Annotated in this window: 16 protein-coding genes; 11 read left to right on the top strand and 5 right to left on the bottom strand. The window is 58.0% G+C overall.

All coding sequences use genetic code 11. The features are described from left to right. Positions 1-25: 25 nt before the first annotated feature. Positions 26-3,526 carry a DNA polymerase III subunit alpha gene (gene dnaE, locus AC2FJ5_RS08490; RefSeq protein WP_282022353.1) on the bottom strand — a complete coding sequence of 1,167 codons (3,501 nt, stop codon included), beginning with the start codon at positions 3,524-3,526 and terminating at the stop codon, positions 26-28. 343 nt (positions 3,527-3,869) lie between these two features. Here dnaE and xdhA point away from each other — a divergent pair, with 343 nt between their 5' ends. The 8 genes from xdhA (at position 3,870) to AC2FJ5_RS08450 (ending at position 14,054) form a co-directional block, all read left to right on the top strand. After that, complete coding sequence (gene xdhA / locus AC2FJ5_RS08485) at positions 3,870-5,231, top strand: xanthine dehydrogenase small subunit (RefSeq protein WP_496793083.1); 1,362 nt, start codon at positions 3,870-3,872, stop codon at positions 5,229-5,231. Then, positions 5,228-7,552 carry a xanthine dehydrogenase molybdopterin binding subunit gene (gene xdhB / locus AC2FJ5_RS08480; RefSeq protein WP_496793081.1) on the top strand — a complete coding sequence of 775 codons (2,325 nt, stop codon included), beginning with the start codon at positions 5,228-5,230 and terminating at the stop codon, positions 7,550-7,552. The genes xdhA and xdhB overlap by 4 nt, the downstream gene beginning before the upstream one ends. Beyond that, entirely contained in the window at positions 7,552-8,487 is a 936-nt protein-coding gene (xdhC, locus tag AC2FJ5_RS08475; RefSeq protein WP_496793080.1) for a xanthine dehydrogenase accessory protein XdhC, read from the top strand. The genes xdhB and xdhC overlap by 1 nt, the downstream gene beginning before the upstream one ends. Then, entirely contained in the window at positions 8,484-10,001 is a 1,518-nt protein-coding gene (locus tag AC2FJ5_RS08470) for an ABC transporter ATP-binding protein (RefSeq protein WP_496793079.1), read from the top strand. The genes xdhC and AC2FJ5_RS08470 overlap by 4 nt, the downstream gene beginning before the upstream one ends. Before the next feature lie 35 nt (positions 10,002-10,036). Beyond that, positions 10,037-11,119, top strand: a complete 1,083-nt coding sequence (locus tag AC2FJ5_RS08465; RefSeq protein WP_142638948.1) for an ABC transporter permease — start codon at positions 10,037-10,039, stop codon at positions 11,117-11,119. A gap of 2 nt (positions 11,120-11,121) precedes the next feature. Beyond that, the gene (locus AC2FJ5_RS08460) at positions 11,122-12,042 is read left to right on the top strand and encodes an ABC transporter permease (protein WP_142638949.1); all 921 of its coding nucleotides are present in this window, start codon (positions 11,122-11,124) and stop codon (positions 12,040-12,042) included. A 34-nt stretch (positions 12,043-12,076) separates the two neighbouring features. Next, a complete protein-coding gene (locus AC2FJ5_RS08455; protein WP_281973637.1) occupies positions 12,077-13,150 on the top strand; it encodes a BMP family ABC transporter substrate-binding protein in 1,074 nt (357 codons plus the stop codon). Between the two features lie 145 nt (positions 13,151-13,295). After that, positions 13,296-14,054 carry a nuclear transport factor 2 family protein gene (locus AC2FJ5_RS08450; protein ID WP_496793078.1) on the top strand — a complete coding sequence of 253 codons (759 nt, stop codon included), beginning with the start codon at positions 13,296-13,298 and terminating at the stop codon, positions 14,052-14,054. A gap of 15 nt (positions 14,055-14,069) precedes the next feature. Here AC2FJ5_RS08450 and AC2FJ5_RS08445 read toward each other — a convergent pair whose 3' ends face one another. Next, on the bottom strand, positions 14,070-15,302 hold the full coding sequence (locus tag AC2FJ5_RS08445; RefSeq protein ID WP_496703855.1) for an HlyD family secretion protein: 1,233 nt from the start codon (positions 15,300-15,302) through the stop codon (positions 14,070-14,072). A 3-nt stretch (positions 15,303-15,305) separates the two neighbouring features. Next, positions 15,306-15,710 carry a hypothetical protein gene (locus tag AC2FJ5_RS08440; protein ID WP_142638956.1) on the bottom strand — a complete coding sequence of 135 codons (405 nt, stop codon included), beginning with the start codon at positions 15,708-15,710 and terminating at the stop codon, positions 15,306-15,308. Between the two features lie 145 nt (positions 15,711-15,855). Between AC2FJ5_RS08440 and AC2FJ5_RS08435 the strand changes: the two genes are divergently transcribed. The 3 genes from AC2FJ5_RS08435 (at position 15,856) to AC2FJ5_RS08425 (ending at position 17,977) form a co-directional block, all read left to right on the top strand. Beyond that, positions 15,856-16,923, top strand: coding sequence for an NAD(P)/FAD-dependent oxidoreductase (locus AC2FJ5_RS08435; protein ID WP_281973636.1), 1,068 nt, complete (start codon positions 15,856-15,858; stop codon positions 16,921-16,923). Beyond that, complete coding sequence (locus tag AC2FJ5_RS08430) at positions 16,920-17,573, top strand: DUF938 domain-containing protein (RefSeq protein ID WP_496793076.1); 654 nt, start codon at positions 16,920-16,922, stop codon at positions 17,571-17,573. The genes AC2FJ5_RS08435 and AC2FJ5_RS08430 overlap by 4 nt, the downstream gene beginning before the upstream one ends. A 68-nt stretch (positions 17,574-17,641) precedes the next feature. Then, a complete protein-coding gene (locus tag AC2FJ5_RS08425) occupies positions 17,642-17,977 on the top strand; it encodes a carboxymuconolactone decarboxylase family protein (RefSeq protein ID WP_142638962.1) in 336 nt (111 codons plus the stop codon). Between the two features lie 65 nt (positions 17,978-18,042). Here the strand turns inward: AC2FJ5_RS08425 and AC2FJ5_RS08420 are convergent, their stop codons facing one another. Then, positions 18,043-20,550 (bottom strand): GcvT family protein, encoded by a 2,508-nt coding sequence (locus AC2FJ5_RS08420; protein ID WP_496793075.1) that lies wholly within the window; start codon positions 20,548-20,550, stop codon positions 18,043-18,045. A gap of 141 nt (positions 20,551-20,691) precedes the next feature. Then, a complete protein-coding gene (locus tag AC2FJ5_RS08415) occupies positions 20,692-22,038 on the bottom strand; it encodes a hypothetical protein (RefSeq protein WP_496793074.1) in 1,347 nt (448 codons plus the stop codon). Positions 22,039-22,074 lie beyond the last annotated feature (36 nt).

The raw sequence follows: 22,074 nt of genomic DNA, 5'->3' as shown, positions 1-22,074 counted from the left end.
ATGTCAGGCAACTTTTCCGGGGCTGTCAGATTTCCTCAACCGACATCACGCCGTCCAGCGACTTGATCGCCCCTTTGATCTGCGGGTTGATTGGGAATTCCTGGCCAAGGTCCATCTCGACATCTCCCGGCAGGCCAGGATCAAGCAGGCACAGATGGATAGGCCCTTTCGCAGCCCCCTTGGCTGCGCCAGCGGCATCTTCCAGAACTTTGGCAACTGTGGGCAGAACCTGCGACTGGTCAACAAAAATGCGCAGCCCGGTCGCCCCTGCCTCGGCCACGACCGCATCTACCGGCCCGACGGACCGGCCTAGCAGTTTGAGTTGATCGGCCTCCATCGTTGCTTCGGCGGTCAGCACCACCTGTGCACCGGTTTCCAGAAACTCACGGGATTTCTCCAGCGTTTCGGAAAACAGTGTGACCTCATAGGCACCTGTAGGGTCAGAAAGTTGGGCAAAGGCAAACCGGTTTCCGCGCGCAGATTTCCGTTCCTGCCGCCCAGCCACTACACCGGCCATCTTGGCGATCAGCGGACCCGAGCGTGCCTTTTCCATCACCTCATCCAGTGTCAGTACCTGCTTGCGTTTTAGGGCAGGCATATAATCATCCAGCGGGTGGCCGGACAGGTAAAATCCGATGGCCTTGAACTCTTCGCTCAAACGCTCGGCAGGCAACCAGTCCGGCGTCGGCGAAAGGCGTGGCTCGGGCAGGTCGTCGCCCGCCTCGCCGAACAGCGATACCTGGTTCGAGTTCTTCTGATCGTGGATCGCAGCTGAATATTGCACCAGTGGATCAAGGCTTTCGAAGACGCGGCGGCGGTTCTTGTCGAGTTCATCAAACGCGCCAGCACGCGCTAGCATTTCCAAGGGCCGCTTGCCGACCTTCTTCAGATCAACGCGGCGGGCAAAGTCGAAGAGGTTGACGAACGGTTTGCCTGCACGTCCTTCTACTACCAAATTCATCGCCTCAACGCCGACGTTTTTCAACGCGCCCAGCGCGTAAACCAGATGCTGATCCACCACGTCAAACGTGGATTGCGAGCGGTTCACGCAGGGCGGTATGTAAGGCAGTTCCAACCCTTTGCGGACTTCCTCGAAGTAAACCGCCAGCTTGTCAGTCAGATGGATATCGCAGTTCATGACCCCGGCCATGAACTCGACCGGGTGGTTCGCCTTCAACCAGCCGGTCTGATAGCTGACCACGGCATAGGCGGCAGCGTGGGATTTGTTGAAGCCATAGTTGGCGAATTTATCCAACAGGTTCCAGACCTCGGTCGCCTTAGCCTCGTCCACGTCATTCTCAGCAGCGCCTTTGAGGAACTTAGGCCGCTCGGCATCCATCGCCTCCTGAATTTTCTTACCCATCGCGCGGCGCAACAAATCCGCTCCGCCAAGGCTATAGCCCGCCATTTCCTGAGCAATCTGCATAACCTGTTCCTGGTAGACGATAATGCCTTGGGTTTCGTCCAGGATATGGTCGATGGAAGGATGCAGCGTGTCCCGTTCGCTCAGCTTGTTCTTGACCTCGCAGAACTTGGGGATGTTCTCCATCGGGCCCGGACGGTATAGCGCGACGAGGGCGATGATATCCTCGATACAATCCGGTTTCATCCGCTTGAGCGCATCCATCATGCCCGAGGATTCCACTTGGAACACCGCTACGGTCTTGGCCGCTGAGTAGAGTTTGTAAGTCGCTTCATCATCCAGCGGGATGGCGTTAATCTGGTTCGCGGCCCCTTCGGCGGCTTCGTACAGCTCGGTGCCATCAGCAGCGATGTGCAGGTCGCGCCCGGATTTGAAGATCAGATCCATCGCATTCTGGATCACGGTCAGGGTTTTCAGGCCCAGAAAGTCGAATTTAACCAGACCGGCCTGTTCTACCCATTTCATGTTGAACTGGGTCGCAGGCATGTCGGAACGCGGATCCTGATACAGCGGCACCAGCGCATCCAGCGGACGGTCGCCAATCACCACGCCAGCCGCGTGGGTCGATGCGTTCCGCAACAGCCCCTCGACTTGTTGGCCGTAGGTGAGCAGGCGATCGACAACCTCTTCATTACGCGCCTCTTCACGCAGACGCGGTTCGTCTTTAAGCGCCTTTTCAATCGAGACGGGTTTCACCCCTTCGACCGGGATCATCTTGGACAGGCGATCCACCTGCCCGTATGGCATCTGCAAAACCCGCCCGATGTCACGCACGGCGGCCTTCGACAGCAGCGCGCCAAAAGTTATGATCTGCCCAACCTTGTCGCGCCCATATTTCTGCTGCACGTAGCGGATCACCTCTTCGCGGCGGTCCATGCAGAAGTCGATATCGAAGTCAGGCATCGATACCCGTTCGGGGTTCAGGAAACGTTCGAACAGCAGCGAATAACGCAACGGATCAAGGTCGGTGATCGTCAGCGCATAGGCCACCAGCGACCCCGCGCCCGAGCCCCGCCCCGGCCCAACCGGGATGTCCTGATCCTTTGACCATTGGATGAAATCGGCAACGATCAGGAAATAACCCGGAAACCCCATGCCCTCGATGATGTCCAGTTCGAAATCCAGCCGCTTCTGATACTCTTCAGGGGTTACCGCATGCGGGATCACGGCCAGACGTTTCTGCAGACCTTCATTGGCGATGCGGCGCAGCTCGGCCACCTCGTCATCGGCGAATTTCGGCAGGATCGGATCACGGCGATAGGCCATGAACGCACAGCGCCTGGCGATCTCGACCGTGTTTTCGATTGCTTCGGGCAGATCGGCGAACAGGGTTGCCATTTCCTGCTGCGACTTGAAATAATGCTGTGCGGTCAGACGGCGGCGGCCATCCTGCTGATCGACATAAGCGCCCTCGGCAATACAGATCAGCGCATCATGCGCTTCGTACATGTCCGTGGTCGGGAAGTAGACATCGTTGGTAGCCACCAGCGGAAGGTTCTTGGCATAGGCCATTTCAACATGGCCGCGCTCGGTCAGACGTTCGGCCTCGGGCTGACCACCCTCGCCTGGATGGCGCTGTAGTTCGACATACAGACGATCCGGGAACATGGTTGCAAGGCGATCCACCAAGACCTCGGCCGCTGGGCGCTGCCCTTGCTGCAACAAGCGACCCACCGGTCCGTCAGGGCCGCCAGACAGGCAGATCAGACCATCCGAGCGCTCTGCCAGTTCATCCAATGTCACCTGCGGCAACTGCCCGCCCTTGTCCACATACAGGCAAGAGCTGAGCTTCATTAGGTTTTCATACCCGACCTCTGACTGCGCCAGCAGCACCAGCGGCGCGGGGGCTTTCGCTTTCTCGCCCGGTTGCGCCTGCAGATAGGTCAGATCGACCTGGCACCCCATGATCGGCTGAACACCCGCCCCGCTGGCGGTGACCGAAAACTCCAACGCAGAGAACATGCTGTTGGTGTCCGTGACGGCGACGGCGGGCATCTCAAGCTTTTCACACAGGCCGGGCAGCTTTTTGAGCCGTACGGCGCCTTCCAACAGGGAATATTCGGTGTGAACGCGGAGGTGGATGAATCGTGGAGTGCTGCTCATGCCGCCCACGCTATCGCAGCCGGTGATGGTACAAAAGCCTGAACCGTAGGTTCGGATTGCCAAAAAAACATGCGTTGATTGTTCGGGAAATCCATAAGGTGCTTCGGACTCTGAGGGTGAAACATGCTACAAAACCTTTTAGTTTCAAGGTGATGAACATCGAAACCACATGAAACACAAGGCTCGGACCAATGAAATGATACATCAGAAGCGCGGTTTTTCTTGCCAGATTGGCTGCGCTGTTTCTAACATCTAGTGGCAAGCTATCCGCCCGCACTCTTTCTACGTCGCATCGAAGGAGAGCATTCAGAGGCGCAATTCGGTAACGCGACGGGTTTCACGAATGGATATCACGTTTCTTCTGAACGGAGAGACAGTGGAGTTGGCGAATGTCGATCCGACAGTCACCTTGTTGGATTGGCTGCGCGAGGATCGCTCTCTGACCGGCACCAAAGAGGGCTGCAACGAAGGTGATTGCGGTGCCTGCACTGTCATGGTGACGGATCAGGGAGGAGCCAAAGCTCTGAACTCCTGCATTCTGTTCCTGCCTCAGCTCCACGGCAAAGCGGTGCGCACCGTCGAAGGCGCCAGCAGCCCGGATGGGCAGGCCCACCCGGTTCAGCAGGCAATGGTTGATCTGCACGGGTCGCAATGTGGCTTTTGCACCCCCGGCTTTGTAATGTCGATGGTGGCCGGACATGCGAATGGTGCAACCGATCACGACACACAGCTGGCCGGGAACCTGTGCCGCTGCACGGGCTATGCGCCGATTATCCGTGCCGCCAAAGCCGCCGAAAAGCACCCTGTTCCCGTCTGGGTCAAGGACAAACCTGACGCAGCACCCGCCGCGTCTCCTATGCTGCCGCGGTCCTCGGACGAGCTTGCCGCCATTTATGCCGAACACCCAGAGGCCACCCTGGTCGCTGGCGCGACCGATGTAGGCCTTTGGGTCACCAAACAGTTGCGCGACCTGAAAACAGTAATCTTCATGAACGGTTGCGATGATCTGAAACAGATCACGGTTACTGACAATGAAATTCGTCTTGGTGCCATGGTCGATATGAACCGCATGGGCGAAGCGCTGGGGGATCTGCACCCCTCTTATGCTGAAATGATCCGCCGCTATGCCAGCGTACAGGTGCGGCACGCCGCAACCGTAGGCGGTAATATCGCCAATGGGTCACCAATCGGTGACAACCCGCCTGCACTGATTGCCCTGGGCGCCAGCCTGCACCTGCGCAAAGGCGACACAAGGCGAACGCTGCCCTTGGAAGAGTTCTTCATCGACTATGGAAAACAGGATCGAATACCCGGAGAATTCGTCGAAGCCGTAAGCTTCCCGCGCCAGGCGGATCGGTTGAAATGCTACAAGCTCAGCAAGCGGTTTGATCAGGATATCTCGGCCGTTTGTGGGTGTTTCAACATTACCGTTGCTGAAGGTACCGTCACTCAGGCGCGCATCGCATTTGGCGGCATGGCGGGCGTTCCGAAACGCGCCACTCAAGTCGAAGCTTCGTTGACCGGCAAGCCATGGACAGCTGCTACCGTTCAATCCGCTCTGACGATGTTTGCCGAGGATTACGCGCCAATGTCAGATATGCGCGCCTCGGCTCATTACCGCCTTGAGACGGCGAAAGCGATGCTGGAGCGTTATTTCCTTGAAGATCAGGGCCAGGTAACCAATGTGCTGGAGGTGTCGGCATGAGCGTGACAAAGCCACTGCCTCATGACGCCGCGCCGCTGCATGTCTCCGGTTCGGCCCGCTATGTGGACGATATCCCAACACCAAAAGGCACGTTACATCTGGCCTTTGGTCTCAGCCCCATCGCCAAGGGCACAATCGCCGCGATTGACCTGTCTGCAGTCAAGGCCGCTGACGGTGTCGTCATGGTGATGACCGCCGAAGACCTGCCCTTTGCGAATGATGTCTCACCGTCCATTCACGATGAACCTTTGTTGTCGGACGGCTCTGTCCACTATATCGGGCAGCCCGTGTTTCTGGTTGTCGCCACCAGCCATCTGGCCGCGCGCAAAGCTGCACGACTGGGCAAGATCGACTATACTGAAGAAACACCAATTCTGACGATTGAAGGGGCGCTGGCCGCCGACAGTCGGTTCGAGGACGGCCCGCGCATCTACACCAAAGGTGATGCAGACGCCGCCATCGCAGGCGCTGCGCATGTGATCGAAGGCAGTTTTGAGCTTGGCGGGCAAGAGCATTTCTATCTGGAAGGTCAGGCTGCACTGGCGGTGCCGAATGAGGGTGCTGATATGCTGGTCCACAGCTCGACCCAGCACCCAACTGAGATTCAGCACAAAGTGGCAGAAGCTCTGGGCGTTCCCATGCATGCTGTGCGCGTTGAAACCCGGCGCATGGGCGGCGGGTTCGGGGGCAAGGAAAGCCAGGGCAACGCTCTGGCTGTTTCCTGCGCAGTGGCTGCGCGGGCAACCGGCACAGCCTGCAAGATGCGCTATGACCGCGATGACGACATGATCATCACCGGTAAGCGGCATGCCTTTCGCATTGGCTATAGGGCCGGGTTCGATCAGGATGGGCATATTCAGGGGGTATCCTTTCTGCACCATGCCATATGCGGATGGGCACAAGACCTGTCGCTGCCCGTCGCGGACCGGGCGATGCTGCATTCCGACAATGCGTATCTGCTGCCCAATGCGCGGATCGAAAGTCACCGGCTGAAAACCAACACCCAATCTGCCACCGCCTATCGGGGGTTTGGAGGCCCTCAGGGTATGGTTGGAATCGAACGCGTCATGGACCACGCCGCGCATGAGCTGGGTCTGGACCCGGTCGAACTGCGCCGCAGGAACTATTACGCTGCCCCGGCGGGTACCGATGACCATGCCCCTGATCGCAATGACGGCGATACGCCAAACACCACCCCTTATGGCATGGAAGTCGAAGATTTCGAACTTCACGGCATGACCGAAGCCTTGTTGAATTCCAGCGACTATGCCGCGCGCAAGGCAGCAATTCAGAAATGGAATGCCGAGAACAGCGTGATCAAAAAGGGCATCGCCTTCTCTCCGGTCAAGTTCGGCATTTCCTTCACTCTGACCCATCTGAATCAGGCCGGCGCGCTGGTGCATGTGTACCAGGACGGGTCCGTGCACCTGAACCATGGCGGTACCGAGATGGGCCAGGGCCTGTTTCAAAAAGTGGCCCAGGTTGCCGCCTCACGCTTTGGTATTCCGCTAGAGATGGTGAAGATCACCGCCACAGACACGGCCAAAGTGCCGAACACCTCGGCAACGGCGGCATCCTCGGGAAGCGATCTCAACGGCATGGCGGTGAAAGCCGCCTGTGACACGATCCGCGACCGGATGGCAGAGTATCTGGCCGAGCGACATCAGGCCGACCCGTCGGCCGTCACTTTCGGGGATGGTCATGTATCGGTTGGTGAGGAACGCTATACCTTTGCCGAAGCGGCTGCGCTGACCTATCAGGGCCGCATCAGCCTTTCGGCCACCGGCTTCTATAAGACACCCAAGATCGAATGGGACCGGATCAAAGGCCAAGGTCGTCCGTTTTTCTACTTCGCCTATGGCGGCTCGATCACCGAAGTTGCCGTGGACACACTAACCGGTGAGAACCGCATCTTACGCACGGATATCCTGCATGACGCGGGCGCGTCGCTGAACCCTGCGCTGGATATCGGTCAGGTCGAAGGTGGCTATGTGCAGGGCGCGGGTTGGTTGACGACCGAAGAACTCGTCTGGGATGGCACAGGCAATCTGCGCACCCATGCGCCATCGACCTACAAGATCCCAGCTTGTTCCGACCGCCCCGACATCTTCAACGTTGCGCTTTGGGAGGCTGAAAACCGTGAGGACACGATCTATCGCTCGAAAGCAGTAGGCGAACCTCCATTCATGCTTGGGATATCCGCCTGGCTGGCACTGTCGAATGCGGTGGCGGCCTGCGGAAACAGCTACCCCGCATTGGATGCCCCCGCCACGGCAGAAGAAGTCTGGAATGGTGTCCAAAGGATGAAGGGGGACGACTGATGGGATTTGACCTTGAGACTTTGAGGGAGGCGGTCAAAACCCATGGGCGCGTGATCCGGGTAGTCATCGCCGGGATCAAGGGCTCGTCCCCACGCGAGGTTGGTGCCGCAATGCTGGTCTGGCAGGACGGGCAATCCGGCACGATCGGCGGCGGCACACTTGAGTTTCAGGCAGCCGAAGCGGCGCGGATACAAACCGCCCAATCGCGCCTGACCCATCACGCGCTTGGCCCCGACATGGGCCAGTGCTGTGGTGGCGCTGTTTCCTTGCTAAGCGAGGTCTATGACCGCAACAACATCAACGATCTGGACGACAGCATCATCGCGCGACCAACATCGGGCCAGGACATGCCACTGTCGGTCAAACGCCTGTTGACCGAAGCCCGCGGACAGGGGATTGCACCAGAGGCACAGCTGATCGAAGGCTGGATGGTCGAGCCGGTCCACAAACCCGCGCGTACACTGTGGGTCTGGGGCGCGGGTCACGTCGGTCGCGCCTTGGTGGATGTCCTGTCACCGCTGCCCGATCTCGCAATCACTTGGGTCGATACAGGATCCAAGCGGTTTCCGGAAACCGTACCGAACGGAGTCACCGCTGTCCCTGCCGCGAAACCAGCGGAACTGGTTCGGCATGCGCCGCGTGATGCTGAACATCTGGTGCTGACTTATTCACACAATCTGGACTTGGAATTGTGCAACCGTCTGCTTTCGCACGATTTCCGCTTTGCGGGGCTGATCGGCTCGGCTACGAAATGGGCGCGGTTCCGGTCTCGGCTGGCGGCGCTGGGGCACTCGCCCGAGCGGATCAGCCGGATCACCTGCCCGATTGGCGACCCGGGCCTGGGCAAGCACCCGCAGATGATTGCCGTGGGCGTCGCAGCACAACTGCTGCGCCCGATCGGGCAAAACAATTTGAAGAAGGATCTGAGCGCGTGACCACTCCACTGCTAAGTTTGCAAGGACTGACCAAAGCCTATCCCGGCGTCGTGGCCAATGATCAGGTGTCCTTTGACATCGGTGAGGGCGAAGTTCATGCCCTGTTGGGCGAAAACGGCGCGGGAAAATCCACGCTGGTCAAAATGATCTATGGCTTGGTGAAGCCCGACAGCGGCACCATGCTGTTGCGTGGCCAACCCTTTGCTCCGCCCGAGCCGCGTGCCGCGCGTGCTGACGGAATCGCGATGGTATTTCAGCATTTTTCGCTGTTCGACGCGCTGAACGTGGCCGAGAACATCGCATTGGGGATGGAGAACCCGCCGCCAATGGGCGACCTGGCCTCGCGCATTCGGGAAGTTTCGGAAACCTACGGCCTACCGCTGGACCCCTTTCGTACAGTCGGCGACCTGTCTGCGGGGGAACGCCAACGGGTTGAGATCATTCGCTGCCTTCTGCAGGATCCAAAGCTTTTGATCATGGACGAACCAACCAGTGTTCTGACTCCGCAAGAAGTCGATATCCTTTTCGAAACGCTGAATAAATTGCGGTCTGAAGGCACATCGATCCTGTATATCTCGCACAAGCTTGAAGAAATCCGCACCCTATGCGACCACGCTACGATCCTGCGTCTGGGCAAGAATGTGGGCGAATGCGTTCCGTCTGAAACCTCGGCCCGGGAGATGGCCGAGTTGATGGTCGGTTCAACCCTGCAAACACCTGAGCGCGGGGGCCGCGAGTTCGGCGAGGTCGCGCTGGATGTCAGCGGGCTTTCCGTGCCCTCGCCGTCTGAATTCGGCACCGCGCTGAAGAATGTCCACATGACAGTTCGCAAGGGCGAAGTGCTGGGAATTGGCGGTGTTGCCGGCAACGGACAGGACGAACTGCTGGGTGTCCTGTCTGGCGAAATCCAGACAGCTGCCGATGCGATCAAATTCGATGGCCAGCCGATTGGCAAACTGGGCCCAACCGCACGGCGCAAGCTGGGCGTACTGACCGCCCCCGAAGAGCGGTTGGGACATGCAGCCGCCCCAGACATGAGCCTGACCGAAAACGCCCTGCTGACCGGATCGGTCCGCGAAGGGTTGGAAAGCAACGGGTTCTTGAAATGGGCAGATGCCAAAAGCTTTGCTGAAAAGATCATCAGCACCTTTGATGTGCGCACGCCGGGGCCCGAGAATGCGGCCCGGTCATTGTCAGGCGGCAACCTACAGAAATTCGTGATCGGGCGCGAGGTATTGCAGAACCCCGATGTGCTGGTCGTGAACCAACCCACATGGGGGGTGGACGCCGCTGCCGCTGCGTCGATCCGGCAGGCCATTCTGGACCTTGCCGCCAAGGGCACGGCGGTGGTCTGCATCAGCCAGGATCTGGACGAATTGATGGAAATCTCGGACAGCTTTGCCGCCCTGAACGAAGGCAGGCTCAGCGCGCCACGCACAACCACGGGTCTGACCGTGGATGAGATCGGCCTGATGATGGGTGGTGCACATGGCATGGAGGTAGCCCATGTCTGATGCAAAACAAAATATGACGACGGGGGTGTGAGCAGATGATTGTATTGGAGAAACGGCCACAGCCGTCCAAGGCGTGGTCTTATGCGACCCCGCTTGTGGCGGTACTGGCGACGATGCTGTTTGGCGGCATATTGTTTGCCGTCCTGGGTAAAAACCCGGTTCAGGCCATCGGCACCATTTTCTGGGAGCCTCTGTTCGGTGAATTCGCCTTTTATTACCGCCCGCAGCTGTTGGTGAAGGGCGCGCCGTTGGTGCTGATTGCGATTGGCCTGTCGTTAGGCTTCCGCGCCGGTATCTGGAACATCGGCGCCGAGGGTCAGTATATCATGGGCGCCATCTTTGGTGCGGGGGCCGGGCTGGCCTTTTACCCGCTGGATGCCTGGTATGTCTTTCCGATCATGGTGATGGCAGGTGCGCTTGGCGGTTGGCTCTGGGCCTCTATTCCGGCCTTTCTGAAGGTGCGCTTTGGCACCAATGAAATTCTGGTCTCGCTGATGCTGGTCTATGTGGCTGAACAGATGATGGCCTCGGTCTCGCTGGGACTGCTGAAAAACCCCGAAGGGTTCGGTTTTCCGGGTTCACGCAATCTGCAATCCTATGAGAGTGCGCATAATGCCGAGCTGATCGCAGGATCGGGGATGCATTGGGGCGTTGTGACCGCACTGATAGCCGTGATCTTTTCCTATATCCTGCTGAACCGGCACATGCTGGGCTTTCACATCCGCCTGACGGGTGAGGCCCCGCGCGCAGCCAAATTCGCCGGGGTAAACCCAGCACGGCTGATCCTGTTCTGTCTTGGCCTGTCAGGCGCACTGGCCGGGCTGGCAGGGATGTTCGAAGTCTCGGGCCCCTCGGGTGTTGTCAGCATCGACTTTAACGTCGGCTATGGCTTTACCGCGATCATCGTGGCCTTTCTGGGTCGACTGCATCCGGTGGGCATCCTACTAGCCGGTGGTCTAATGGCATTGACCTATATCGGTGGTGAAATTGCGCAGTCCCAAATGGGTCTTCCTGCCGCGGCCATTCAAGTATTCCAGGGGATGCTGCTGTTCTTCCTGCTGGCCTTCGACCTTTTGACCAACTACCGCATCCGTGCGGCCCGTAGCGAGGTGGCGTAATCATGGACCTTGGTGAGATTAATCCCGTACTTCTGGTCGCGTCACTTATGGTGGCTGCAACCCCCCTGCTTCTGGCCGCGATCGGTGAATTGGTCGTCGAAAAAGCAGGAGTTCTGAACCTTGGCGTAGAGGGCATGATGATCGTTGGCGCGATCAGCGGTTTTGCGATCTCGGTCGAGACTGGGTCGCCCTGGCTGGGCTTTGTCGCCGCCGCCATAGGCGGTGCAGTACTGTCCCTGCTGTTTGTGCTGCTGACGCAGGTGGCGCTGGCCAATCAGGTTGCCAGCGGCCTGGCGCTTACTCTGTTTGGTTTAGGGTTCAGCGCCCTGCTCGGTCAAAGCTATGTGGGTGTCAAACCCCCCAGCATGGGCGATATCCATATCCCGGTGATCAGCGATATTCCGGTGATCGGCCCGATCCTGTTTCAGCATGACCCGATCCTTTATGTCGGCATCGCTTTGACAGCGGCCGTCTGGGCTACGCTTAAATACACTCGCGTCGGACTGATCCTGCGCGCGGTAGGTGAAAACCACGATGCGGCGCATGCGCTTGGCTATAAGGTGATCAAGATCCGCATCATGGCGATCCTGTTCGGCGGTGCCTGTGCCGGGCTGGGTGGGGCCTATATCAGCTTGATCCGGGTGCCACAGTGGACCGAGGGCATGACAGCCGGTGTCGGCTGGATCGCCCTGGCCTTGGTCGTCTTCGCCAGTTGGAAGCCATGGCGCGCCCTGCTGGGTGCCTATTTGTTCGGCGGTATCACCGTGTTGCAGCTGAATTTGCAGGCAGCGGGCGTTGCCATCCCGGTCGAGTATCTGGCAATGTCGCCCTACATCATCACGATCCTTGTGCTTGTGATCCTTTCCGCCGACAAAAGCAGCGCACCTGCCTCACTCGGCCGGATATTCCATGCCTCGCATTAGACGGGGACAACTGAACCAACTTGGGGAGTAACACATGAAAATTACTACATTTCTGGCAAGCGCCGCCATGGCGCTGGGTTTGGCAACTACTGCCATAGCCGAAGACAAAACCAAGGTCGGCTTTGTATTTGTCGGCCCGGTGGGCGACGGCGGCTGGACCTATGAACATAACAAGGGCCGTCTGGCGGTTGAGGAAGAGTTCGGCGACAAAGTCGAAACCGTGTTTGTTGAATCCGTGCCCGAAGGCCCGGATGCAGAGCGGGTGATGACCCAGATGGCGCTGGAAGGTGCAGACCTGATCTTTACCACCTCGTTCGGATACATGGATCCGACCATCAACGTGGCCAAGAAATTCCCGAACGTGAAGTTCGAACACGCGACCGGCTACAAAACAGCCGACAACGTTTCGGTTTATTCGGCGCGTTTCTATGAAGGTCGTGCGGTACAGGGCCATATCGCGGGCAAGATGACCAAGTCGAACATTGTTGGCTATATCGGGTCCTATCCGATCCCCGAAGTGGTCCGCGGAATCAACTCGGCCTATATCCACGCCAAGAAGGTCAACCCGGATGTCGAGTTCAAGATCATCTGGGCCTACACTTGGTTCGATCCGGCGAAAGAAGCAGATGCCGCCACTGTTCTGATCGAACAGGGCGCGGACGTGATCCTGCAGCACACCGACTCGACCGCACCGCAAGCAGCTGCGCAAGAGGCGGGCAACGTCATCACTTTCGGCCAGGCCTCGGACATGAGCGAATACGCTCCGTACCCGCGCGTCTCGTCGATCATCGATGACTGGGCGCCTTACTATATTGCACGGACCCAGGCCGTCATGGATGGCACATGGGAAAGCGCCAATACATGGGATGGCATCCGCGAAGGCATGGTTGCAATCGGCGAAATCTCGGACGCGGTTCCCGCTGACGTCAAAGAAGAGGCACTGGCGCTGAAAGCGGCCATGGCCGCGGGTGAATACCACCCCTTCACCGGACCGCTGAAAAAGCAGGACGGTAGTGACTGGCTGGCCGAAGGCGAGACCGCAGACGACGGTACACTGGCCGGCATGAACTTCTATGTCGAAGGCTTGGAAGGTGAGATTCCGCAGTAAGGCGGCACAGGATAACGCAGAAAGGCCCGCCATGTGCGGGCCTTTTTTGATTTTGCCACCTGTTTTATGCCACTCTTGATCTTCGATAGCCCGAAACCAGCGCCAAGCACATTGATCCGCGGCTCTACCGATCAACGAGGACCAGATGAATTCAAAACGCGAATTGCTGCAGAAACTGTTGAAAGGTATCGAAACCGGGGATGCCGAGGCCGCAACCGTCGTCAACGAAGAAAAATACATCCAGCACAATCCCCAGACCCATGAAGGCAGCGAGGGGCTGGCCACGTTGTTTGCCCGCCTGTCGAAAACAAATCCCAAGGTTAAATTTGTTCGCGTTTTTGAAGATGGCGAATTCGCTTTTGCCCATAACGAATATGATTTTGCCGAAGTTAAGGCCGCGTTCGAGGTCTTTCGGTTTGAAGACAGCAAAGCTGTTGAGCACTGGGATAACATTCAGCCCCTGCGCGGCCCAAACGCTTCGGGACGCGGCATGCTTGATGGGCCAACTGAAATCACGGATATTGACAGAACCGAACAGAACCGGGAATTGGTTGGCAACTTCTCGCAAACGGTCCTGATAGACCGGAAAACCCAGCGGATGAAGGTGTTTGTTGATGCGAACCTGATACAACACGATCCCGATGGCGTTGACGGCATCGACGCCTATCGCATGGTGCTTGAAGCTAGATCAGACGCGGAGTTGATCGTTCAGTATCACCGCGTCCATCGTGTGCTGGCAGAAGGGAATTTCGTCCTGTGCATGAGCGAAGGTGCCAGTCACGGAAAACATACCAGCTTTTATGATCTGTTTCGGGTCGCTGACGGCGTGATCGTCGAGCATTGGGGCACTATGGAAACCATAGCGCCCCGTAGCGAGTGGAAGAATGACAACGGCAAATTCTGATCTACGTAAGAGCCGTTAATGCCCAGTCAGAACCAGCGTGTTCACCGGCATCAGGATCAAACGCAGGCGCAGGCCCGCCGCATGAACCACGCCGATCGTGTCGACCACATGCAGGAAAGCAGATTGCCAAAAGCCCAAATCTTCATGCTCCAGCCGCTCGTGGTTATCGGTGTAGACATTCGCCAGACAGTTGCTGCCGGGCGGGATATCATCCGCCATGCCCTTATAAAGCGGTTCAAAATAAACCAGGATCGAGCCCGGCACCTTGTTGGACTGCACGTCTCTAAGCTCGTCTGACGGGCGAATTTGTCCCGATGGGATCACATCCTGAACTTCGACCACCACAACCGGAATAACCGTGAACGGCTTGGTCATGCAGCCCAGCTCTCCGACCATGCCGGGTTTGATAACCTGCGCCGACATCTGATTGAACGCAGCCTGAAAGCGGTCATGCCCGGAATTTGACGGTACAAGAATACCTGCTGGACGTAGCAGAGGACTGACGTAATCGCCAACCTGCAAGCCGAACTGTTCGATCCTCCCCGTCACACCCGCGTTGATCACAGTCTTGTCCAGCTCGGTCAAAGCAGCATCCAGGTTCGCATTGGCGCTGGCCAGTTGGGCCGGGATCAGCTCTTCGATTTGCTGTACGACGGCAGCGCGTTGCGATTCAGCCGCAACCAGCTTGGCCTCTCGTTCAGCGACAAGGTTTTCCAGCCGGTCAATCTCGGCCAGGCGGACGGCGCTTGACCCTTCGTCCCGCAGGGTCGTATTGCGTTGCAAGTCCTCTAGCGCCTGATCCAGCGCCGCTTTTGCGCCAGCGATCCCGGCGGCGGCCTCGGCCAGATCGGTCTCCGCGACTTTCAGTGATGCCTGAACTTGCGCGATCTGCGCATGCGCTGCCTCAACCATTGCAGTCTGAGTAAAGTCCTCGATCCGGAAGATTGGCTGCCCAGCAACAACCTGTTGATTGTTGGAGACATAGACCTCGGACACTCGCCCACCCAGTTGCGGCAGGATCGTCACCGTGCGGAAATACGAGGCCGCAGTTTTGCTGGCCGGGTGAAAATAGAACAGAGTGGTGATCACGGTCAGCGCCATAATGGCACAGGTTGTCAGACCCCAGCGCAGCTCGTACCACATGGTGAACAGGGTTATCTCATGCCCGATGCGTTTTCCCTGCACAAAGCGGCGGAACAGATAATCGGGCAGCACTGTGACCAGCGCGCACATCAGTGTTTCAAGCATGTCCTATTGCTCCTGCTGCGCGACGGGTTCGGGGGATGGAACGGGATCGGGATCAGCAGGCGGTTGCGGCGCCAAAGATCGGATCGCATCGGCAATGGCACGCAAGGGCGCACCTATGTCGGGAAACTGGAATCCGGCGACCAGAATGGCTGCAATCCAGAACAATCCGTTATGAGTGAACAAAGCCAACAGCGCAAGAATTCCCACAAGCTGAAACTGCGGGTGGTTGGATTCATGCGCGAGCTTTTCGGGGATCGAATGCAGGGTGAAATAGCCAACGCCGATCAGGATGATCACCACAACCGTGAAAATGAACATGACCGTCAAAAGAAAATCGCTGCCATCCGCCTGGGTCACGTAAGACGGAATGTGCCCCGTGGCCAATGGGTGTAAATCTGCTGTGCTCACCCTGCCCTCCTCTAAATGCTTTCCACTTCTTTGGATGGGTTGATGCGCAAATTCAACCCTGCTTAAAGTCTCAATTAGAATTCTACGGTCGTGCAGGGCGCATTCGACGTCAGAAAATCACGACTGCGGCCAGCAAAGGGGCGACATGATAGATTTCCTGATTATCGGCGGCGGTATTGCCGGGCTTAGCGCGGGCGCGCGGTTGTCAGAGCGCGGCCAGGTCACCGTGCTCGAAGGCGAAGAGGCGCTGGGCTATCACGCATCAGGCCGGTCCGCGGCTATGTTTGCACCCGCCTATGGTCCGCCTGCTGTTATTGCCCTCAACCTTGCCAGCGCAGCGCATTTTGAGACGAATGACTATCTGTCGCCACGCGGCTGGGTTCTGATCGGCGGGAAAGACCAACACGATGTGTTTCACCGGGATGCCGATCAACTTGGCGGCCGACAGATTTCCTTTGACGCGGCACAATCCCTTATCCCAATCCTGAACCCCGAAACCGTCGGGTTCGCGGCGCACAGCGACAGTGAACAAGATATAGATACCGACCGCATGATGCAGGATTTCGCCCGGACGATCCGTGGGAATGGTGGATCCGTTCTGACTCGGCAAAGCGTCACGGCAATTCGCAAACATAGGCACTGGATCGTCGAGGCCACTGAGAGCTTTGAGGCACGACACATCGTCAATGCAGCCGGCGCCTGGGTTGACGAAATCGCGGCGATGGCCGGTATCGCGCCGATTGGTATCCAGCCGCGCCGCCGCTCAATGGCCCGTATCCCGGCCCCCGGCGGGCATGACTTGCGCGCCTGGCCCATGATGTTGGGTGCGGGCGAAAGCTGGTATGCTAAACCCGACGCGGGCAAATTGCTGGTCTCACCTGCCGATGCCGATCCGACCGCCGCCCATGATGCATTTGCCGATGACATGGTTCTGGCCGAGGGCTTGGCCCGGTACGAGGCAATGGTCACCGAGCCTGTGACACGGGTCGAAACCAACTGGGCGGGCTTGCGCAGTTTCGCACCGGATGGCAGCCTGGTTTTGGGGCCCGATCCGACCGATCCTACGTTTATCTGGTCTGCCGGTCAGGGTGGTTACGGGTTTCAGACGGCCCCTGCTGCATCCCAACTGGTAGCGGATCTGACAGTCGGCAACCAATCAAGTCTGGACACGGCGACCATCGCCTCTCTGAGACCAGACAGGTTGCACAGATGAACAAGCGCCCGTTACCCTCCAACGCCAGCGTCGCGACTGTAGGAGAGAACGGTCAGTTGGTCGCTCCGGCAGCCAGCCGTAACGTCAGGGCTTTGTGCGACCTTCTGGACCGGTTCGCCCCTTTGACCGGACAAGCGCTGGAACTGGCAAGTGGCACCGGTCAGCACATCGCAGCCTTTGCCGAATGCCGCCCCGGCATGCATTGGCAACCCAGTGAGGTTGAATCCGAACGGCGGGCCAGCATCAATGCCTACACCGCGGGCCTGCCGAATGTGTCCAAAGCAGAAGCTCTGGATGCAACCATCGAGGGTTGGCATCAGCCGTTTGGCGGCAGGGATCTGATCGTTCTGATCAATCTCTTGCACCTGATCAGCTGGGCCGAAGTGGAAACGCTTGTCGGCGAGGCAGCGCAAGCACTGAACGCGAATGGCCGGTTGATCCTTTATGGTCCTTTCATGCGCAACAATCGCCTGACCAGCGCGGGAGATCAACGATTTCATACAGCTCTGGTCCAGCAGGATGCTGAAATCGGATATAAAAACGACGGAGACGTTTCTGAGCTTTTGGCCAATCACGACCTGAAAATCCTGGAAGTCGCGGAGATGCCTGCAAATAACCTGGCCTTCATCGTGGAAAAATCTGACACCTGATCCAGATCAAAGCCCGACCGAGGCCAACTAAACATATTCCAAACACACGATGTTAAATGGAATGTAGCATGCCCTGGCAGGAAAAGATCAACGACACGCGAAAAGGTCTTCGCAATTTGAACGGCGCAATCCCTGATACCGCCCGCGCCTTCGGTGCGCTTGGCGCGGCGGTCAAGCAAGGCGGAACGCTGGACTACAAGACCAAAGAATTCATCGCTCTTGGCATATCCATAGCGGACCGATGCGAACCCTGTATCATGCTGCACACCGAAGCTTTGATCAAAGCCGGCGCGTCACGTGACGAGGTTTCGGACGTTCTGTCCATGGCGGTTCAGATGGGGGGCGGGCCGTCGATGATGTACGCCTCTAAGGCGCTGGACTGCTTCGACGAGCTGAGTGCATGAAAAAAGCCCGCGTGCTGCGGGCATTTGAAGGCGGCACCAAAAAGGTGCCGCCGTTCTTATCCAGATCAGCCGTCCTTGCGGATGACCTCGTTTTTCGGATCATAGGGGCTATCGCAAGTGACGACCGCATCCCACAATTTGTCCTGAAGCTTGACCTTCAGCTTGGTGCCTTCCACCGCCAGATCGGGCTTTACATAACCCATGCCGATGGATTTCTCGAAGGCTACTGAATAGCCACCCGAAGTCAGACGACCGACGCGTTCACCTTCCGGCGTATACAACACTTCACGGCCCCACGGATCGGCATCCTCCGGTCCGTCGATCAGCAGGGTGCAGCATTTCACGCGCACGCCGGTCTCTTCCAGCTTGGTCTTGCCATAGAAGTCCTTGGACAGGTCAACAAAGCGTGGCAGGTCGGCTTCCAGCGGGGTCGCGTCGCGGCCCAGTTCGGTGCCGAAGGCGCGATAGGATTTCTCCTGACGCAGCCAGTTCTGGGCGCGTGCGCCGACCAGCTTCATGCCATGCTTCTCACCCGCTTTTTCCAGCAGGTCGAACAGGTAGTTCTGCATTTCAATCGGGTGGTGCAGTTCCCAACCCAGCTCACCGGTATAGGCCACACGGATCGCGTTGACCGGGCACATGCCCAGTTCGATCTGACGGGCCGACAACCATGGGAAGCGCTTGTTGGACAGTGCGGTTTCCGGAACGGCGTCTTTGATGACCTCTTTCAGAACGTCCCGCGATTTGGGTCCGGCAATGGCAAAAACGCCCCACTGAGTGGTCACATCCTGGATCTCGATGTAACCGAACTCCTCCATCTTGTCCTCGGCCGCCTTGCGCAGGTAATCGGCGTCGTACTCAGTCCAGGCACCGGCAGAGACGATGTAGTAGTTGTTCTCGCCGTTACGGACGATGGTGTATTCGGTGCGGGTGGTACCGTGCGAGGTCAGCGCGTAGGTCAGGTTGATACGACCGACCTTGGGCAGCTTGTTGCAGGTGAACCAATCCAGGAACTGGGTCGCACCGGGGCCTTTGACGACATGCTTTGTGAAGGCCGATGCGTCGATCAGGCCAACGCCTTCGCGGATCGCCTTTGCTTCGTCAACGGCATGCTGCCACCAGCCACCGCGGCGGAACGAGCGGGCATCATGGTCGAAGTTTTCGGGTGCATCCAGCGGACCGAAGTAGTTCGGGCGCTCCCAGCCGTTAACCCAGCCAAACTGTGCGCCACGCGCTTTCTGACGATCATAAGCCGGAACAGTCCGCAGCGGGCGGCAGGCAGCGCGTTCTTCATCGGGGTGGTGCAGGATGTAGACGTGCTCATAGCACTCTTCGTTCTTGCGCGCCGCGAACTCGGTGGTCATCCAGTTGCTGCTATAGCGTTTGGGGTCCAGCGAGGCCATGTCGATCTCGGCTTCTCCATCGACCATCATCTGGGCCAGATAATAACCGGTGCCACCCGCAGCGGTGATACCAAAGCTGAAGCCCTCGGCCAGCCACATATTGCGCAGACCCGGCGCGGGTCCAACCAGCGGGTTACCGTCGGGTGTGTAGCAGATCGGGCCGTTGAAATCGTCTTTCAGGCCGGATTCGGCACAGGACGGCACGCGCTCGGCCATTGCCATATACTGATCTGCAATCCGGTCGAGATCGAGCGGGAACAGATCAGCACGGAAGCTGTCCGGCACGCCGTGTTCGAACTGCGCCGGCGCACCATGTTCATAGATCCCCAAAATCCAGCCGCCGCGTTCCTCGCGTGCGTAGGATTCGTTGTCGGCATCGCGGACAACAGGGTGTTCGGGGTTGCCCGCTTCACGCCATTTGACCAGCTCAGGGTCTTTGTCCATGACGATGAAGGTGTGTTCGACCGGGATCGCGGGCATCTTGATGCCCAGCATTTTCGCGGTCCGCTGTGCGTGGTTGCCCGATGCGGTCACGACATGCTCGGCGGTGATAACCACCTGCTCATCCGACGGAATGAGGTTACCGCCCTTCTCGACCATTTTGGTGCAGGTGACTTCCCAATGAGTGCCATTCCAATGGAAGGCATCGGCCTGCAGCTTGCGAACGATCTCAACACCGCGTTGACGCGCACCCTTGGCCATCGCCTGTGTCACGTCTGCTGGGTTAATATAGCCGTCCTCGGTGTGATAGATCGCGCCCTTCAGGTCCGAGGTCTCGATCAGCGGCCAGCGTTCCTTAATCTGGTCCGGAGTCAGCCATTCATAGGCAACGTCACAGGTTTCGGCGGTGGACGCGTACAGCATGTATTCGTCCATGCGCTCCTGGGTCTGCGCCATGCGCAGGTTGCCAACCACGGCGAAACCCGCGTTCAGGCCGGTCTCATCTTCAAGCTGCTTGTAGAAATCGACCGAGTATTTGTGGATATGCGTGGTCGCATAGGACATGTTGAACAGCGGCAGCAAACCCGCCGCATGCCAGGTCGAACCTGATGTCAGTTCGTCCCGCTCAATTAGCATGACATCGTCCCAGCCTGCCTTGGCCAGATGATAGGCAATCGAAGTGCCGACGGCGCCGCCGCCAACGACCAGTGCTTTGACTTGGGTTTTCATAGCCGGGTGTCTCCCCTTGGAATCTGTTGCCACCATATGGCGCAATCAGCGCCCACCGCGCGACATTCATCCGACCAGTGATATAAAAAAAACGACCCTCAGACATCTGGGGGTCGTTTTTCCTAAAAGTTTTGAACTTTCTCAGCCGCCAGACAGCGAGCAGGTCTTGCGCGCATCTTTGAAGGCGCATTTGCCCGAAGACCCTGCGCCACCCTTGTTCACACGAATCTCGGATGCTTCGTTCACACGTTTCCCAGAAGCATCGGCAGTTTCTGAACCTTTAAAAAACGACTTCAGGCCGCCGAACAAACCGCTCGAGCTTTTCGGTTCGACCTCTTTTTCTTCCGACCCACCCGTTAGCTTCCCGAAAAGTCGCCCAAAAACACTGCCGCCAGATCCATCCGCATCTGCGTTTTCAATTTCCAGGCCAGCCAACCCTTTGCGATACCCGATCTGGATCAAATCATCCGGGGATTGGATATTGTTTGCCGTCAGATCGAAAGCATCAGATGGCAACCCGTGTTGTGCCGCCATTGTATTGGCAAGCAAGGCCAACCCGTTGATGTTTTCGATCCGCAACTGAGCAATCTCGCTGCGCAGCCGGGTGAACTCGACCCGGACTTCGGCCATTTGCAAGGCGCGCTCAATGCCGCCATCCGGGTCGGTAACCGCCTCGTTTCCTACACCAGGCACCGGTCGGCTAAGCAACGCGTTCATCCCATCATAGTCAAGCTGGCTGAGGAATATGCGCACATCCTGCTCCGGGGCATCCGTGTACATCTCAACACGTATTTCCTCACCCAGACCCAGGGTGCCCGTATAGATCTGGAACCCAACCGGCTCTGTCAGATCCGTCACTTTGGCAGTGATCATCGACCAGACTTTACGGACATCGAGATGGATCGGGCTGTACTCAGCTTCGACGAACTGAAAATAGGCAACGCCCCCGATCACACCGAACGGAGCATAGTTGCTGGCACCGAAATCCATCGAGTCGATCGATCTTGCGATATTGCCTGCAAGTGAATCCGCGGAAGCCTCCTGCCGCAGTTTGATCTCAATCCAGTAAGTGTGACCAGCCTTTTCATAAACCCAGCTTGCCTTATCCAGTTTTTTGGCCTGTATTTCAGCTTTTTGAACGGCCACCTTACTGGCAAGCGGGCGCGCAGCCTCGCTGACTGATTTCAAGCCCCCCCCTTCACGCGCATCGAGCGTGAAGTCACTGTCCATTATTGCCCGACGCGAAAGCTCTGAATCCGGGACCGGCATATAGGGCTTGCCCCCTGCGCGCCAACGCTTCTGGCGGTCGCGCTCTGCCGCTTCGGCATCCAGTTCTTCATGATAAAGGGCGAACCGCGTTTTGAGCGTTTCCACATAGCCGTTTGCCGACAGCGTACCTTCCTGTTTCTTATCCTGCTGGTAGTAATCCAGCCCGGCGACAACAAATCCAACAATCAGCGCAAACCCGATCAGCCGCAACGCGTCCATCAAATTACCTCAATATTCATTCACTGCTTATTTCGC

It is taken from the genome of Ruegeria sp. CDSA221 (assembly GCF_059611825.1).
The sequence above is the reverse complement of the archived record's forward strand: the minus strand, read 5'-3'. Positions and strand labels throughout refer to the sequence as shown.

What these genes read in the sequence shown, in the direction of transcription:
- AC2FJ5_RS08425 (WP_142638962.1), top strand. Translation starts at nt 17,642, where the DNA reads ATGCCCTGGCAGGAAAAGATCAACGACACGCGAAAAGGTCTTCGCAAT.
- AC2FJ5_RS08435 (WP_281973636.1), top strand. Translation starts at nt 15,856, where the DNA reads ATGATAGATTTCCTGATTATCGGCGGCGGTATTGCCGGGCTTAGCGCG.
- xdhC (WP_496793080.1), top strand. Translation starts at nt 7,552, where the DNA reads ATGGGATTTGACCTTGAGACTTTGAGGGAGGCGGTCAAAACCCATGGG.
- AC2FJ5_RS08420 (WP_496793075.1), bottom strand. Translation starts at nt 20,550, where the DNA reads ATGAAAACCCAAGTCAAAGCACTGGTCGTTGGCGGCGGCGCCGTCGGC.
- xdhA (WP_496793083.1), top strand. Translation starts at nt 3,870, where the DNA reads ATGGATATCACGTTTCTTCTGAACGGAGAGACAGTGGAGTTGGCGAAT.
- AC2FJ5_RS08460 (WP_142638949.1), top strand. Translation starts at nt 11,122, where the DNA reads ATGGACCTTGGTGAGATTAATCCCGTACTTCTGGTCGCGTCACTTATG.
- AC2FJ5_RS08415 (WP_496793074.1), bottom strand. Translation starts at nt 22,038, where the DNA reads ATGGACGCGTTGCGGCTGATCGGGTTTGCGCTGATTGTTGGATTTGTT.
- AC2FJ5_RS08445 (WP_496703855.1), bottom strand. Translation starts at nt 15,302, where the DNA reads ATGCTTGAAACACTGATGTGCGCGCTGGTCACAGTGCTGCCCGATTAT.
- dnaE (WP_282022353.1), bottom strand. Translation starts at nt 3,526, where the DNA reads ATGAGCAGCACTCCACGATTCATCCACCTCCGCGTTCACACCGAATAT.
- AC2FJ5_RS08455 (WP_281973637.1), top strand. Translation starts at nt 12,077, where the DNA reads ATGAAAATTACTACATTTCTGGCAAGCGCCGCCATGGCGCTGGGTTTG.
- xdhB (WP_496793081.1), top strand. Translation starts at nt 5,228, where the DNA reads ATGAGCGTGACAAAGCCACTGCCTCATGACGCCGCGCCGCTGCATGTC.
- AC2FJ5_RS08450 (WP_496793078.1), top strand. Translation starts at nt 13,296, where the DNA reads ATGAATTCAAAACGCGAATTGCTGCAGAAACTGTTGAAAGGTATCGAA.
- AC2FJ5_RS08430 (WP_496793076.1), top strand. Translation starts at nt 16,920, where the DNA reads ATGAACAAGCGCCCGTTACCCTCCAACGCCAGCGTCGCGACTGTAGGA.
- AC2FJ5_RS08465 (WP_142638948.1), top strand. Translation starts at nt 10,037, where the DNA reads ATGATTGTATTGGAGAAACGGCCACAGCCGTCCAAGGCGTGGTCTTAT.